We start from the raw sequence: 16,203 nt of genomic DNA on the forward strand, positions 1-16,203 counted from the left end.
CAGAAAAAAGAAAACTTCAAAAAAACAAAATTCACTCCCCCCCGCGCAACTAAAAAAAGATCACCACAAAACACAATGAACAAGCATTAGATAAATATGGATTACCCTTTCGACACCACCTTATATTTCTCTATTTTTTGTGCCAACAACCAATATATAAAATCGTGTTGCCTTGTCAACATCAACTTTCCCATTATCGAGCGTTTGTGACTATGTACCGTTTTAACACTAACACCTATTATTTGGGCGGTCTGGGATTGGTCAAACCCACGCTGCAAGCAATTAATCACCTGACTTTCTCGCTGTGTAAATGTCCATTGTGGTGTATTCCATTGCCTACCTTCGAGCCGTTCAGAAAAAAGTCTATCCAAGATAATGAAAAGTTCATCTATTGCTCCCGTCCGATATAACACATCAACCCTATCTTCCCGGCGGCCAACTACACGCCCTTTGATGAGCACGATCTGTCCTATGTTTCCCTTACGCCATGGCGTACACCAATGCTGTATGCGTCGTACTTCCGAGGCAAAAATTACATCCCCCCCGCCTTCTTCCTCCATCGTGATAAAACTCACAGCCACGCCATTGATTCGTGCATACTCCGCGATACTAAATTGCAAACCTGCAGCAAAATAAAGATTCTCGTCATCAATGATAATATTCAATGGTTTCATGATTCATCCCCCGTGAATTACGGTCTTGCTTCCTCTTTTTTAGGATTAAATGACAACATCCCCAGAGGGTGGGTAACTTTCTGAAGATGTTCATCGCTAGCGGCAATGCCTAATCTTTACGAATAGAAATAAAATATAATTTTATGCAAGGTTTTTTCCGTCAGTATTTCTCTGCCATGATATTATCCACCTCAGGGAGAGCTGAATATCAGTGTTGCCGAACCGGAAAACGGCCCGGTAGCGATTTTGTCCGCAGAGACACCACTTTTGATCGGCACAAAGGTCAGCGTATCACTTCCCATGCCATTTTGAATTCTGGATTTAAATGTTTCAAATGGCTTAACAATGTTACCGTTATACATCATGACAACACCAACATCCGCATTACTGGTTTTAATGGCAGTGGGTGAAAATCCGCTAACATCGCTAACCAATCTCACCAGGATATCTTGCGTAGCATTAGAATCAGGGCAATGATAGGAAATACTCTGTTCTTTCTTAAATACAGCATTACTCACATTCTCAGTGAAGTTGTCTTGCCCAATACGGCCGAAATCGACGTCAATCGGCTTGCCGTTATTAATCGTACATGTTGTCGTAGTAAAATAAGCGTCATTATCCGCAATCAAGCTCCACCGATAAAATCCGCAATTAGGGCAGCCTTTTTGATCGTTTTTCTGATAAAAATTTATGATGGCAAATGTTTCTCCCTTTGATATCTTTATATCTCTAGACGGCCCCTTCCTATTTATCTTCAAATACAACTGTACGGGAACACTAACCGTCTTCAACCCCGTCACTTCCAACACCTTAATACTGTCGAGAGAAGGAGATGACAAATCATAATCTACACCATTAATCGTAATACCAACTCTGCCAAACTCCAGACTTGGAGACGTCAGCATGACAGAGGCTGCATACAGGTAATCTATCCAATTAGCAATATCGCTTTTACAGCTAACCTGACCGATATTACCTATTTCATTTTTCCCATCACTTAAGTTAGGCCCAATTTTTACTCTAACCGGAACAGGATCACCAGAGCCGCCAGGAGGAATAATACTACCGTCGGCTGTTTTACAGGTAAAGGCTTGCGTCTCACCCGCCAATAAAAACAGAAACACACCCAGAAAAACACTGGGGAAATGAATTTTTCGCATCATATTGAACCCTGATTAACATTCACCATGAGTAAATTTAATGACCACTCGCCTCACTAGAGATAATCCGCTAATAACGTTGCCGTTACGCTAAAGGCTCCTGACTTCAACTCCACGCTGGCCCTTTTCACCGGCACCGCCTGCAACACCGGCGGATTAGTGATGGCGATATTGATGCGCTTATTTAATTCAAGCGGCTCACCATCACGTAAAATACGAATAGCCAAATCCGCGATATTAGTTTGCAAAGCATGTTTATCAAAGCTGCTGACCGGCCCGGAAAGCGTCAGCCACAGAGCCATCCCGTGCCCCCCTGGTTCACAGGTAACGTTGTAGCCAATCGTCCGCAAATTATCCTGGCCATTCACTTTATTCACGCCAACCCCCGTACCAAAATCCACTTCTACCTTTTGCCCATGGTTGATAGTGCATGCCGGTGCGATGTTCAACGTCCCGGAAAAAACCATATCGGCGATAGCCGCAGCGTGTAACGTATCACCGTACGTCAGCAGCAACCCAATCAGCGCGCCATTTCGCCATTTCACCAAATTCATGCTCCAGCGCAAACACATGGGTAGCCTCCTTAAATGAAAAAATGACTTATGCCTCGGCTACTGATAATCCACCAGCATCGTTGCCGTCGCTAAGAACGAGCCGGTTGGCAGCGTGCTGCCAAGGCGTTTTATCGGCACTGCCTGCAGCTTGGGCAGCTCGGGATAGGTAAAATTGAACCAGGCATTCAGCAGCAATGGCTGGCCATCGGCACGCAGTTCAATACCCAAATCATGCATATTCGTCTGCAGCGCTTGCGGATTGAAATCAGCGGCATTGCCCTGAATCTTCATGCGCAGCGAGTTCGAACTATTATTGCGACATATCAGATCGTAACTCACCGTTTTCAGATAATTATCGCCGTTCACCTGGGTCGTCACCAACGCATCGCCAAAATGGGTTTCTATTGCTTGTTTACCGCTAATCACGCAAGGCAATGGCACGGTGACGACCCCACTGAAGCGAATTTCGGTATGCGCTTGAAGAGAGCTGATTGGCATCATTGACAGTACCAGCAGCCATGCCACTTTACGCAGTTTTCTGCCCATCGCCTCCCCCATCAGTCATAGGTCAATCTGAAATCCACAATCGCCGAATATGCCCCTGCTTTCAGCGGCGCCCGAGTGCGCTCCGTGCTCACCCGATAAGACAGCACATAATTATTCCCCGGCAACAGTTGCAGCGGCTCGCCACGCTCTCCCGCTCGCAGCAACCGTCCGGTGCCAATTTCACCCAGCCGAATATTCTGTATATCGCTGTCCATCTCCAACCGACAGGCGCTTTCCACCAAGGCCCCTTCGATATACAACACACCATTATCGCCCTCAACGTCCCAGTTATTTGCCGCCTGTACGGCTGGCAACAACCACAGCAGGACCGCAAGGCTGAGGGGTAACATTAATGCCACTCCGGCCAAATTCGCGTAATAGAGCGCTTCGAGACGGAGATAAGCCCAGTCGTACCCCTTTACTTTTTTCCCAGCCATACCCTTTCCTTTTTTGAGTCACTGACATCACCAAGACGGAATGACCGCGTCATGCCGTTACTCATACTGCAGCCCAAAGGTAGCGACGGCGGCAAACTCACCGGGTTCGATCGTTTTTTTCGCTATCGCCTCTGCCTCAGCCTGGATATAGACTTGCAGCTGCAAGCTGTTATCCCCGTTAACCAAGACATACCCCCGACCCGATTTATTCAACGGTATCGGCTTACCCGCTACCGTTTCTATCCCCAAAGCGATGCCGCTGGTCCGGCTGTCGCCATTGAGTGCCAGCAGGCCAGGCAGCGCCTTGCTTTCCGTACCTCTAAAGCTAATCGTTACCGTTTTGCCCAAACTAACATCGCAATCCTGCAGCGTCAGGTTGAACGGTTTAGCCTGAGTACGGCCATAGCGATATAAGTACTTGTCAATGATCCCCCCGAAATCCAGTCGAATATCTTCATCTCCAGGTTTTAACACACACGGCTCTTCTACCAACGCCCCATGTAACAACAGATTATCCTCCGCAGCCGCTGCGCCATGTGCTGCCATCCCGGTAATCAACGCCACGGCCACCCTCCATCGCCAGTGCTTCACTTATCCTCCTTACTCATTGCCAACGGTGCAGTGTCGAGCATGTGTCATCACGCTTTACCGGTCAGATTTTTTCTCCGCCATCACAGTGCACACGTTACCGTTGCAGCTAAAACTCAGCTGCGGCCGACCACCGTAGTCATTGATGTACGTCAGTACCGGATTACTGCCTACGCTGGCGGCGCTCACCGTCAGCAGCGAACTCCCTTTAGGGGGGACCATAAACGGCTCGAAACTTTGCAAGCCTGCAGCCCCTTTGCGATTGGCGGCATCGACAATGGTGACGTAATACGGCGTAGGATTATTCACTACGTATTTGTCGCCTTGTTTAGTCAGCGTCAATTGCTCCTGCCACGGTGCCGCATTTCTTTCCGAGGCGATCGCTTCCGGGCGATAAAACAGCTTGATACGTGTCTGCAACGCTATTTGCAGCGAGTTCGGTTTATTACTCTTTGGCGGGATCTCGCGCAGGTTGAAGTAGTACAGCGTCTCGCGATCCTGCGGCAGCTGTTTAGCCGCCGGTAATGCCTGGATCCTAACCTGACTCGGCTTGCCCGGTTCGATACGTTGTACCGGTGGCAATACCGTCAGTAGACTTTGGATCTTGTTGCCCTGCTCATCTTCCAGCCACCCTTGGGCCAGATAGGGCAACTGTTTGTTCTGATTGCTGATGCTCAGGCTCACTGATTGCGTACCACCGTTGAAAACCACCCGGGTACGATCCAGGGCGATAGCAGCATTTGCCGTCGGGGCTACAGCCCCTGTCAGTAGAGAGAGCGTGGCGAATAAGCCGATAATGTTGCGTTGTTTCATGATTAAAACTCCTTAATTCCAGATTCATTGCCGCTACCCGCGTTCAACGCGTGGCACGGTAGCAATAAAGCGTTACTCAGTATCTCTCGCGGAAGCAGTTCAGGCAGTTGCACCCGACACTGCGCTGCGCCATTCCAGTGCACCGTCATACTTTCTCCGGCCTTGATGCCGCTCAGGTAAACGCCACCACCATCATTAACGATGCCGGTCTCCTGCTTGCGGGCATTCTGCACCGTGGCGCCGAATGGCGGTTCGCTGCCATCAGCCAACTTAATTACCACCATCGCTTTCTCCCCGGCGATCACGTCAAAATGACGGTAACCAATAGCACCTTCGGTTAGTGTCGCCTGCACCACCGATTCGATCGCTTCTGCATTACTGTTCAGGCGATCCAGGTCGATACTGGCCTTGTTGCGGTAATAGCTGTTGACGTCGGTCACCACCACTTTGCCCCAACGATTGCTCGCCGTGGAACTTCCATAGCCGCGTACGGGTATCCCGGCCACGCCATCGGTATCCAACAACAATCGGGTACCGCCTGGCATATTGTTCCGGTGCAACGCTCCCCCTTCGGCGGTAAATGTCATACCGCCCTGAGCCGACAGCCCGACCGCGCTGTAACGATCCTGCTGATAACTGACGTTGGCGTTAACGTGTGCCACATCGCTATCGCGGCTGTAGTAACCGCTCAGGTTGGCACCACTGCGTGAGCCGCCGACGCTCAACTGATAGTTGCTGCGCTCGTCGAGGCGATCGTAGTAACTCACGCGTTGGGTGTTACTGTTGCGATCGAACGCCGCGTTGTAACTAACGTTGGCACCATTGCCCCACGGTACTGACAGCGACAGGTACATGCCGTCATCATTGGTATCGTTGTAGCGATTGCGATACGCCGACATCGATAAACTCAGGTTCTTGACACGCCCGATATCGAAATAACGTGAAAGCGTCAGGTTATAACGATCATTGGTTGGCCGGTTCCAATAGGTTTGGTGACTGTAGTTAAGATAAGCGCTCAGCCCCAGGTCCCTCAGTTGCTGGTTATAAGTGATGGTGTACATCTCTTTGCTGTTACCAGCCCGTACCCCAAATGTCTGCGCATTCAGAAACTCACCCATGGTCATGAAACTTCGCTCCGAGAAGCGATACCCGGCAAAGGTCACCTGGCTGTCCAGCTCATCGAAAGTTTTCGAATAACTAAGGCGATACGAACCGCCGCTTAATGTTTCTTTATTTTGTACTGCGCCGTTTTGCGGTATTTTCGCCTTCGACTGGGTGGCATCGAACGATAGAGCCCCCAGAGCCATCAAATCACGTCCAACCCCCAACGCCAGCGCGTTATAGTCCCCCCCAGCAACGCACCACCGTAGAGCGACCAACCGTTACTCACTCCCCAGGAAAACTCACCGGTGCCGAACATCGGCCCGTAATAACGGTGATCGATATCGGATGGCTTTCCGGCGGCCAGTTTGTAACGAATCAAACCTGGGCGCATCAGATAAGGTATGTTGGCAGTGTTCATTTGAAATTCCTGCACGCTGCCATCCTGTTCCTCTACCCGTACGTTCAGCTCTCCGGATATCGCATCGCTGATATCCTGAATGCGGAATGGGCCGGCCGCTACCTGGGTCTCATACAGCACCCTTCCCTGCTGGCTGATAGTTACTCTGGCGTTGCTTTTTGCCACACCGACCACTTCCGGCGCGTAACCACGTAAATTAGGCGGCAACATGCTATCGTCCGAACGTAAATTCAGACCACCAAAACGAAAACCGTCGAACAAGCCGGAATCCAGATAATCTTCACCGATGGTTAATTTCGCCCCCATGTCCGACAGCGCCCGATAAACGTAATAACGGCTCCAATCCAACCGCTTACTCGTATTTACCCCGCCATCGCTCTGATGGTTGAATTGCCCCTGCCAGTCGGCGCGTACTCGCCATGCCCCCAAGTTAACGCCCGCCGTCCCGTTACCACTGACGTTATAGCTCCGTTCTCCCCCGCGCAGTTGCTGCTGTGCTTGTCCATTGAGGGAATAATCTAGTACGCCCCCCGCAATGCCCTCGTCCCAACGTGCTGGCGGATCCCAATCGTCCGAGGTGTATTCAAGGTAGGCCTGAGGAATACTGATATATAGCAACGAGGTGGCCAAATCACCGCGAACCTCCATCCCCTTCAGGCTGCTTTCGTCAAGGCACTCGCCTTGATGCCACCAGGTCAGCCCCTTTTTCATCTCCTCTTTCAGCCCCAACTGCGCGACCAGCCCTTTGGTAATACAGGCACGACTGCCGCCAGGATCGTCTTCCGGTGCGTAAAACGGTACCTGTTGTTCCGGCAAATTATTTTTATTCAGATTCACTGCCATACCATAGAGGCCCGGCATGATGTAACCGCTGCGTGAGAACTGGCTCAAATCGATGTTTTTGCGATCGTTCACGTCCAGCACATCAATATTGAACTGGATTTCTTCCTGAGCGCCGGCAGCAGAGGTGAAACCAAAGCAGCACAACGCCACCCAGGTACTCAAGATTGATAAACGAAATGATCTTACAGCAGGCAAAAACATCATGTTCCAAACCTTCTATCTTTTAACTTCCCTGAAATAGTCGACCGATTCAGTAATAATCCATTTTGAATCTAACCGATGAAAAATAACTTCCTGCCGTTAGTGGTTGACGATTCGCCATGAGGTTTATGACGTAATTCAACCGATAACTCTCCAGAGAAATATTCATTAACGGCAACGGCATACCGGGCCTGGCGATATTGCCGTCATCATCGCTTATCTTTAACGCCACGCCGGAGGCTTCTCCGCGAATGCCAAACATCTCTCCATCGGCATGGCCATCAAAAGTCACCTGAAATTGCTTCCATCCAGGTAAGGTTTTACCTGCCCTCCCTAAGACACAATTCACTAATTTGATACTGAAAGAGATATTTTTCCCTTGCCCATTCCGAGCAATATCTGAAAGAGATATAACCTCCATATCGATAATCTGTTCACGGCTTTCCATAGCGATCGCACAAGCTGCATCATTAATGGCCCCTTGCATATTGACGCGCCCCTCGCCCTGCGAAGCAGCAATAGCCTGCGACACAAAGAAAAACGGCACCGACAATAGGCAAAACGCCCCTAACTTTGTTATCTGATGCTTCATTATCTCTTCCCGTGAAATAACGATTCCCTGTAAATGGCATGCGGGTTGCCCCACATGCCGATAATTATGCGTATTTCGTTAGGCTAACGAATTACTGGTAAGCCAGGGTAAAGTCGGCAACGGACTGGAATTCACCTGGAACGATCGTCGCATTGGACGCGCTGCTGCCCTGCAAGTAAGCGGCGAAACTCAGGGTGTTGGCGCCATTCTGCAGCTCACGTGCTTTAGAAGCCTTGCCCAGTTCGATGTTGGTACCGGCGCCGTCGGTGATGGCGATGCCAGCCCCTTTAGCGGTACCGGTGATGCCCAGCAGCTTGCTGTCCGCTTCCGACGCTGAACCGGAGAAGGTCAGCGAAACGGTGTTGTTTTTGCCTGGCGCGGCGGTGGTCAGCTCGCAGTTTTCCAGCTTGATCTGGAAGTTACGCGGTGTGGATTTACCGCCGTTTTTCAGCGCCACATTGGAAATGGCGCCCAGCTCAACAGTCTGATCCAGAGACTCTGGCGCGATAGAGCAAGGTGCGTCGATGATCGAGCCGCTAAAGGTCACTTTACCGTGCCCCTGATCGGCGGCGTGTGCCAGAGAAGAAACACCAAACGCCATTGCGGCAGCCAGCATAATTTTATTCAGTTTCATATAACCAATTATCCTTAATTGTACGAGTTAGTACCGACGATAAAGATGGAAAAGGGTAACGGTCGGCTAAAGCAGAGACTACGCGTTCCGGTTTTTAAGCACTCGGAGCCGAATAGCCCTTGCTTATAACTCACCACCAACACATTCAAAAATTGAATTACCCTATCTGTTATCCCCGTATCGATGAACGGCGCCATCGCCGGGATGAACATAATTTACCGCCCACCCAAGACAAACAAAACATTATTTTACATAACAACAAAAATACAGAATAAAAAACTTAAAAAACACCGATAATTACAAGACACATCTAAAAATGACAAATAGTTGTGAGAAATTTACATCTACATAAAACTTTAATTATGTCTAAATTATCATTTAGTGACTAATACAAGGAAAATTGCAAAACGCAGATAATTCGAATGATTGAAAAAACGAACCTCTCGACGCAAAATCCACCTCGAAACAAAAATGAGAGGATTCCTATGATTTTCATTATTAATGGAAGGGTTAAATTCAATGAATATGAAGGAACCCTTGAAGATGTCGATGCCCCTCAGCAGGTACAACCGCTGGTTGCCACTACATGCCGCCTGTTGTCTATTTTCGTCAGAAACAACGGTATGCTGGTTAAGCGCCAACAGTTACTTGAAGAGGTCTGGGAGGAAAGAGGGCTAAAAGGAACAAACAGCAACTTAAATAACTATATCTCGCTCTTGCGCCGCCACTTATCACTGTTTGGCGAGGATGAGTTGATAATCACTTATCCAAGACAAGGGTTTAAGTTCGTCGCCAAGAAGGTTACCCGTCATGTCATGACGGAAATGGATATGTTGCAAGACACGTTGCAAAACACCGCGCAATTAGAACAATCCGATCACCATGCGGCGAAAAGAGGGAGAGGTAGCGGGGATAAGTTATCGTATTGGTTACGATACTGTTCGAGGAAAAATGTCCTGACGTTTTTTTCGTTGCTCAGCGCCACACTTTTGATACTGATTAATGTCCCGTCCTTAGGCCGTGAGAATACGCTCAGCCATGCGCAACTGGATAGTTGCAGGATTTACAATATGGGACTGCATGAAGATAACTTAGCGGAGGTCGTTCAGCCGTATGTCAACTGCCAGAGGAAAACCAGCGTTTATTACTATAACAAGGTTATACCGGATAACCGCCGGCAGACAGAGAAAATGCTTGTATCCTGCCGGGAAAACAGCGGACAAGAATCATGTGAAGTGATTTATATTCCATGAATAAGTAAATACCGTTTTTTTCTGCCTAAAACAGCAAGATGTTCGCCCATGAACACAAGCATGCCTTTACCATTTGCTTTTACGCCATCACCAACCGCATCCCATAATGCTCTCGTTATGGGATGTGCAAGTTACTTTCGGGTTGCAGAACACAACAACTCCGGCATCCGGCCGTTGTACATCACAAAATTGCCATCATTCAATTGCCCTATCTTCAAAACATAAAACTGTTTGTCGACGCCCAGCAAAAATTTTTTCGCCTCATCGGGCAAAAAAGTATCGGTATGTTGGCGGGTTTTTTTTTCAACGGTAATGTAATAGTAACCCCGCGAATAGCTATATTTCGCCTCCAAGACTCTGGCGACCACCTGTTTCTTACCGCCGCTGTATGCATGGCCATTGATGATGATCGTCGCGCGGCGCCAACCCGAGCGCGTGATATTGATATGCGTTACGCTTTGCACAGTTTCAAACGGCAATATGCGCTTTACCGATAACGAAGCGCTGCACTCGGGAATATCACGCTCAGCAAAAAGCACATAGCCAAAAATACCGATAGCCAGAATGGCGCACAGCGAAAGTGCCGCATAGACGCCGTAGTGTATATTAACCCTCATTGATCACCTCATACGCAGCTTCGCAGCGCGAGTCTACATTTTTCCCCCGAGACGGCGGACAATAAGACAGGAAGTTGACTTGCTTTTTGTTGTTTTGGTCATCGTACTTCAGTTGGTAAAAGTAAACCGATGCCGGTACATCGCAATCAAAACCGCGTTGTTTAAGCATATTCAAGGCGCTGGCGACGTATTGCTCGTCCACTCGGGCATTAGCGTTCAGCGTATCAACGCGGCATGATTTATAATTGGCGATTTGGCGTTGATAGGCCGTGTCGTAATGTTCATAAAATAACTCGATGCCAGCCAACAGCAGCGCCACACCGACCAAAAATCCGGTTCCCCAAGGCACAGCCCGCTCCCAACGGCGTTTTTTCGGCAACGCGGGCCGCACCGTGTCAGTCCCCACCACGGGCAGGCCGTCTGCGGCTGAAGTGATGCTGGCGGCGCTAAACATGAACCCCTGTCGCGGTACGGTAACCAAGATCTCGCTCTCGCCCAGGCCGGCGAACGTCCGTCGCAGGCTGGCGATATAGTTGTTCAGGTTACTGTTCGAGGCCGTTTTGCCATGATCGTCCCAGACGGTGGAAAAAATAAAGTCCCGGCTAATCAAGATGCCGTTATTTTTTACCAACAGCGCGAGCAGACGATTGGCTATCGTGGTGAGCGTCACCGGATCGAGGCTCTCCTCCGCCAACGCCAGCGTCGAGTTATCCTCATCGAAGATAATTCGGTTATTGATTAAGAACCTCATAATCGCTCTCTTAGACCTACTCCTGGCGCGGATTATAGCTGAAACATAAGAATCTTCCTATCACACGAACAATTAACCGCCACGCGGGTAGGCAAGTCTTTCTCACAACGTAACCACGTCGAGCGTGACGGCCAGCCTCTCTGACCTTCCGCCGGCATTGAGCCGGTGTCCACTAAACGAACAGCGCATTTTGCATACAACATGAGCAATTTTTGCTCAATCGATGAGTGCCCGCAGGGAGGGAATGCTTAGGATTCAGAAGGGATACAGCGAAGGAAGAGGCTCACTGCAGCAGGAAAAACCCCAGCTCACTGGCTCGCCACGCCATTACGAATAACAACTCAACACTTTGAATTATATTGTAAAAAACAAATTATGATGCGCTGATTTCATAATTTCACTTTTAATTTCATATTTTCAAAACACCCTTTGCTTCTAATATCATGTTATTTCACCTTCCCAGGACGCATTTTAGGGCTATTCTAAGCAGCGAATACTTGATCCCAGAGACATAAGACGAGCGCAGGCCAGCGTCGACACGAGAACAACTGATGAAAACCCAGCGACTTTTCTTTTCCCTGGGTTGGCGTTTTCATGGAATGACAAATAAGACTTTATCGGATTTATACCTAACCGAGTTAATTATAGACACACGCAAGCTTTCATTGGGGTTTTCATGGAAAAATACGCCCGTAGCCTTTGCATTTAAGTAATGCGGTATTTGGGCCCATGCACCTTTAATTACATTTAATTCGTGAAGCTTACTTATAAGAAAAAGGCAGCCTGGTTGCTATAAGCCACCCTATCTGCAGTCGTATTTCTGGGTATTATTCTCATTATACTGGAGCTTATTAATGAATCAGCGTTTGGATATCATCGGTATTGGCCTTGGCCCGTCGAATCTTAGCCTGGCAGCCTTAGGAAGTGAAATAGAGGGATTTACGGGACAATTCCTTGAACGCAAACCTCATTTCTCCTGGCACCCAGGGATGATCCTGGCGGATTGCAGTATGCAGACCAACTTTTTAAAAGATTTAGTGAGCGCGGTTGCCCCAACCAATCGCTACAGCTTTCTCAACTATCTGGTAAAAAACAGAAAATTTTATCGTTTCCTGACGACGGAGCAGCGCACCGCATCGCGCGAAGAGTTCGCCGATTACCTCACCTGGGCCGCCGCCGGGATGGGATCATTGGCATTCAATCAAGACGTTCAGCGAGTCGAATTTGACGATCGGCAGCGCCAGTTCGTGGTGACCACCTCGAATAAGGTCTTCCACGCCAAACACGTCAGCATTGGCATAGGCAAGAAAATAAAGTTGCCGGATTGCGTGACGACGCAAAGCGATCGCTGTTTCCATGCCAGCGAAATGATGCTGCGCAACCCCGATCTGACCGGCAAACGCGTGGCGATCGTCGGCGGCGGCCAGAGCGGCGCAGATCTGTTCCTGAATATGTTTAAAGGGGAATGGGGGCAGCCGGCGCAGCTCGACTGGATATCGCGCCGCAATAACTACAATGCGCTCGATGAGGCTGCTTTTGCCAACGAATACTTCACGCCCGATTACGTCGAGAGCTTTTACTCACTGGACAGCGCGGCCAAGCGGCATATGCTGGCCGAACAGAAGATGACCTCAGATGGCATCACCAGTGAGTCGCTGCTGGCGATTTATCGCGCCATGTACCACCGCTTCGACGTCCTGCGCGAGAAATTATGGGTGCGCCTGCTGCCCAGCCGTTCGCTGACGGCCGTGAAACACACGCTGGATAACGCCTACCAGCTCGAAACGCGTCATCATCTCGATCACGGCCAGGAAACCTTCAAGGCGGACGTGGTGATCTTTGCCACCGGTTATCAATCGGCGACGCCTGAGTTTCTTGAGCCTTTGGCCCACCGGTTGTTAAAGACTGCGGACGGCGAATACCGCATAGCCCCGGACTTTACCTTTGAGTGGGAAGGCCCAGCGGAGAACTGCTTATTTGCGATGAACGCCAGTATGCATAATCACGGCATTGCCGATCCTCAGCTGAGCCTGATGGCCTGGCGATCGGCCCGCATTCTTAATCGGGCGTTAGACCACAAGCCATTTGATCTGGGAACAACGCCGACAGCCATTCAATGGCGCAGTGAAAGCGTACCGCCCGCGTTTTAAATACAAGAACGTCTTAATCATTGTCACTATGCTTTGATGGAATTACGTATATGAAGAGACAATTCAAGAAGTTTATTCTAAATCAACTGGCCGTATTAGCCCCCGAGTTCAAGGCCAGATTGATATACAAAAGGGCATTTGGCAAACCGCTGAATTTACAGTCGCCCTCAACCTGGAATGAAAAAATAAATCATCTTAAGTTGAATGACTACAGTAATAACGCATTAGTGACTCAATGTGCAGATAAATATGCGGTGAGAGAGTACATCAAAGAAAAGGGATGCGAAGAGATTCTTAATGAGTTGTATTTTTCCTGTGATTCGGTGCAGGAAATACCGTGGGAAACGCTACCTGATAAATTTGTCATTAAGGGAAACCACGGTTCAGGGTATAATTTAATTTGCCAAAATAAACAATCGTTGAACATTAAAAGCGCCTCTCATCTGATCGATGGATGGATGAAAGACGATTACTGGAAAACCTATGTAGAACTCAACTACAAAGGGATACAAAAAAAGATCATTGGGGAAAAATATATCGAATCGGCCAATGGTCACGGGCCTGAAGACTATAAAATCTATTGTTTCCGCGGTGTGCCTTACTGCACCTTGCTGTGCGTCGGCAGGGATACCGGGACGCCAAAATATTACTTCTTCGACAAAGAATTCAAGTTCCTTTGCTATAGCGAGGACTGTCTGGCATTGAGCCAGGAGGAGATAGACGCTTTCGTGAAGCCTGAGGGATACGATGAACTGTTTGAGTACGCCACTCGCTTGTCGGCGCCCTTTGAGTTTGTTCGCGTTGATTTCTACATCTCGCAAGGCCACATCATTTTTGGCGAGCTAACCTTTACCCCCTCCGCCGGACTGGATACGGATATTTTGCCGCCGACCGATATTTTGCTTGGCAAGATGCTGACGCTGCAGCAGCACTGATTTTCACCGGACGCCCGCAGGGAAGATCGGGCGGCGCAGTGCCCAGCGCGAGGAGGAATACCGGCCGGTATGTTCGCAGCCTGCCGGCCGGTATTGCCCTGAAGGTATCGGGCCAATGATCTCGCTTGTTCATACCGCCGTTACAGAAAAACCCCGCCACCTATCCCTGATAGCCCGCAACCGCCCCAGGCGCAACACCTCAGCCGGACCACATAACCATTTGAAAAATAATGGCATTGAATGATCAATAAGAATCACTTACATATTTATAATAAAATGTTCTATATGTATAGGAAGCTATAATATAAGATACCGGAAAGTTTCCCTGGTGTTGTTGTGTGTCTTTGCCCTATTTTATAGGGCTTTTTTTGCTAAAAATCGTTGATAACCGTGTGTTTCCCCCGCTATTCGCCATTTCCCCCATAAAAACCATAACCATTTCTAATTAATTGCAATCTCCCTTATTCCTGACTTACCAATAATAACAATGAGTTGCTATTAACCCGGCAAAGCAACTGGCGGCCCCCTTCCGGGTTTTGGCCGCCATTCGCGGCCGGAATGTCCGCCCTAAAGGTAGGTTTTTTCCGGGCGCGAACGGATGCTACTATCGGCCTTTTTCCGAAGGTGTTAACCCGCATGTTTTTGTCCAACCGGCATGTTATCTCTGCGCTTCTGGCGCTCGCCATCGGCCTTTGGCTGCCGGGTTCCGTGCTGGCCAGGCCCGATTTGGAACGCAAGATCGGCACTACCGTAGCCGATAGCGATTCTGCGGATTACCGCTTCAGCGACCTGCGCTTCACCTCCGCCGATGGCCGACGGCATTACCGCGTTCGCATCGCCCAACCGCATCGGGCGCCTGAGCCGGGCGGCTATCCAACGGTTTATTTCCTCGACGGCAACGCGGTGCTGATGGAGTTAAACGCCGCCTTACTGGCCAAATTGGCAGCGGCGAAGCGGCCGCCGGTGCTGGTCATGATCGGCTATGACAACGATCTGCGCATCGATGCCGCCGGCCGCGCCTACGACTATACGCTCCCTCTGCCGGCAGGCATGAAGACACCGCCGCGGGCTGGCGGGGGCGCGGATGCGTTCCTGCAATTGATTGAAACTCGGATCAAACCGGCGATCGCCGCCAGACTGGCGGTCGATCCGCAGCGGCAGACGCTGTGGGGGCACTCCTACGGCGGGCTCTTCGTTCTGCACACGTTGTTTACCCATCCTGCAGCCTTTCAGCGCTATATCGCCGTGGAACCCTCGCTGTGGTGGGGCAACGGCATGATCCTGCAAGAAGCGCAGCGGATGACGGAACGGCGCGCGGCGCCGGCGATAAGGCTGCAACTGTGGGTTGGCCTGGCGGAACGCGATCGCGCGGCCCCGCCCGGTGTAAAGAGCCCCGCTCTGCCGGCGGACGCAACGCATTTGCTGGCCGAACAGCTGGCGCAGCTCGACGGTTTCACCGTCGGCTATCGGGAATGGCCCGCCTTAGGGCACGGCGCCATGCTGGGCGCGACCATCGAGCCGGCGCTGGGAAGCGTCATCGCAGAAGACTGAATTCGCGGCTCAGAAGGTATCGGCCACATTTTCATCTGCGGCGCATATCTTCTGATAAGAAGAGTGTTTAATATCTGAGACAGAGAACGGTGGCCGCGGGCGGGCGCGTCAAAAAACAAAGTGGCTCCCCCGTCGGCAAGTGAGCTTGCTCTATCCGGTGGAGCCATACAGTACTGCAGTTTTCCCGGTGGGGCCCTGGTGAGGCGCAAGTAGGAAAAGATGGTGTAAGCAGGGCATTTCAGCGTTTTAATACCGCCTGTTTCACTATTTTCTTCTCCCTGTGGCGCCTATCATAAGCGCCCGTTCACCAGGCGGAAAAGGGTGAAAACCACCCTTGAAATACATTAACGAAAGTGATATTAGAAGCGGTTGGGGCGAAAGC

General features: G+C 49.9%; 15 protein-coding genes and 1 pseudogene. 4 read left to right on the forward strand and 12 right to left on the reverse strand.

Translation table 11 applies throughout. From position 1 onward, the window contains the following. Positions 1 to 101: 101 nt before the first annotated feature. From ACJ8PN_RS13760 to ACJ8PN_RS13805, 10 genes and pseudogenes are all read right to left on the reverse strand, one after another. A complete protein-coding gene (locus ACJ8PN_RS13760; RefSeq protein WP_171454754.1) occupies positions 102 to 674 on the reverse strand; it encodes a helix-turn-helix transcriptional regulator in 573 nt (190 codons plus the stop codon). Positions 675 to 865: 191 nt separating this feature from the next. Beyond that, positions 866 to 1,837: a fimbrial protein gene (locus ACJ8PN_RS13765; RefSeq protein WP_253718495.1), complete on the reverse strand. Its 972-nt coding sequence runs from the start codon at positions 1,835 to 1,837 to the stop codon at positions 866 to 868. A gap of 53 nt (positions 1,838 to 1,890) precedes the next feature. Further along, positions 1,891 to 2,406: a fimbrial protein gene (locus ACJ8PN_RS13770; RefSeq protein WP_253718496.1), complete on the reverse strand. Its 516-nt coding sequence runs from the start codon at positions 2,404 to 2,406 to the stop codon at positions 1,891 to 1,893. 39 nt (positions 2,407 to 2,445) lie between these two features. Then, positions 2,446 to 2,934, reverse strand: coding sequence for a fimbrial protein (locus tag ACJ8PN_RS13775; protein ID WP_253718497.1), 489 nt, complete (start codon positions 2,932 to 2,934; stop codon positions 2,446 to 2,448). Positions 2,935 to 2,945: 11 nt separating this feature from the next. Next, positions 2,946 to 3,371 carry a type 1 fimbrial protein gene (locus tag ACJ8PN_RS13780; protein ID WP_171454756.1) on the reverse strand — a complete coding sequence of 142 codons (426 nt, stop codon included), beginning with the start codon at positions 3,369 to 3,371 and terminating at the stop codon, positions 2,946 to 2,948. Positions 3,372 to 3,428: 57 nt separating this feature from the next. Next, entirely contained in the window at positions 3,429 to 3,935 is a 507-nt protein-coding gene (locus tag ACJ8PN_RS13785; RefSeq protein WP_253718498.1) for a fimbrial protein, read from the reverse strand. Positions 3,936 to 4,016: 81 nt separating this feature from the next. Beyond that, positions 4,017 to 4,772, reverse strand: a complete 756-nt coding sequence (locus ACJ8PN_RS13790; protein WP_171454757.1) for a fimbria/pilus periplasmic chaperone — start codon at positions 4,770 to 4,772, stop codon at positions 4,017 to 4,019. 2 nt (positions 4,773 to 4,774) lie between these two features. Continuing rightward, positions 4,775 to 7,341, reverse strand: a pseudogene (locus tag ACJ8PN_RS13795) (outer membrane usher protein). Positions 7,342 to 7,387: 46 nt separating this feature from the next. Continuing rightward, positions 7,388 to 7,930, reverse strand: coding sequence for a fimbrial protein (locus ACJ8PN_RS13800; protein ID WP_171454759.1), 543 nt, complete (start codon positions 7,928 to 7,930; stop codon positions 7,388 to 7,390). A gap of 91 nt (positions 7,931 to 8,021) precedes the next feature. Next, complete coding sequence (locus ACJ8PN_RS13805; RefSeq protein WP_171454760.1) at positions 8,022 to 8,564, reverse strand: fimbrial protein; 543 nt, start codon at positions 8,562 to 8,564, stop codon at positions 8,022 to 8,024. A 422-nt stretch (positions 8,565 to 8,986) separates the two neighbouring features. Here ACJ8PN_RS13805 and ACJ8PN_RS13810 point away from each other — a divergent pair, with 422 nt between their 5' ends. Then, positions 8,987 to 9,817 (forward strand): winged helix-turn-helix domain-containing protein, encoded by an 831-nt coding sequence (locus tag ACJ8PN_RS13810; protein WP_253718499.1) that lies wholly within the window; start codon positions 8,987 to 8,989, stop codon positions 9,815 to 9,817. A gap of 131 nt (positions 9,818 to 9,948) precedes the next feature. On the opposite strand, the gene ACJ8PN_RS13815 is transcribed toward ACJ8PN_RS13810, so the two are convergent. Further along, entirely contained in the window at positions 9,949 to 10,434 is a 486-nt protein-coding gene (locus tag ACJ8PN_RS13815; RefSeq protein WP_171454762.1) for a hypothetical protein, read from the reverse strand. Continuing rightward, complete coding sequence (locus tag ACJ8PN_RS13820; RefSeq protein ID WP_442535011.1) at positions 10,424 to 11,185, reverse strand: winged helix-turn-helix domain-containing protein; 762 nt, start codon at positions 11,183 to 11,185, stop codon at positions 10,424 to 10,426. The genes ACJ8PN_RS13815 and ACJ8PN_RS13820 overlap by 11 nt, the downstream gene beginning before the upstream one ends. An 854-nt stretch (positions 11,186 to 12,039) precedes the next feature. On the opposite strand from ACJ8PN_RS13820, the gene ACJ8PN_RS13825 reads away from it, so the two are divergent. The 3 genes from ACJ8PN_RS13825 (at position 12,040) to ACJ8PN_RS13835 (ending at position 15,821) form a co-directional block, all read left to right on the forward strand. Continuing rightward, positions 12,040 to 13,335: a lysine N(6)-hydroxylase/L-ornithine N(5)-oxygenase family protein gene (locus tag ACJ8PN_RS13825; RefSeq protein ID WP_171454764.1), complete on the forward strand. Its 1,296-nt coding sequence runs from the start codon at positions 12,040 to 12,042 to the stop codon at positions 13,333 to 13,335. 50 nt (positions 13,336 to 13,385) lie between these two features. Continuing rightward, complete coding sequence (locus ACJ8PN_RS13830; protein ID WP_171454765.1) at positions 13,386 to 14,270, forward strand: ATP-grasp fold amidoligase family protein; 885 nt, start codon at positions 13,386 to 13,388, stop codon at positions 14,268 to 14,270. 636 nt (positions 14,271 to 14,906) lie between these two features. Then, on the forward strand, positions 14,907 to 15,821 hold the full coding sequence (locus ACJ8PN_RS13835) for an alpha/beta hydrolase (protein ID WP_171454766.1): 915 nt from the start codon (positions 14,907 to 14,909) through the stop codon (positions 15,819 to 15,821). Positions 15,822 to 16,203: the final 382 nt, after the last annotated feature.

Origin of the sequence: Serratia sp. CY76391, assembly GCF_052166695.1 — a bacterium.
Classification (GTDB): Bacteria; Pseudomonadota; Gammaproteobacteria; order Enterobacterales; family Enterobacteriaceae; genus Serratia; species Serratia nematodiphila.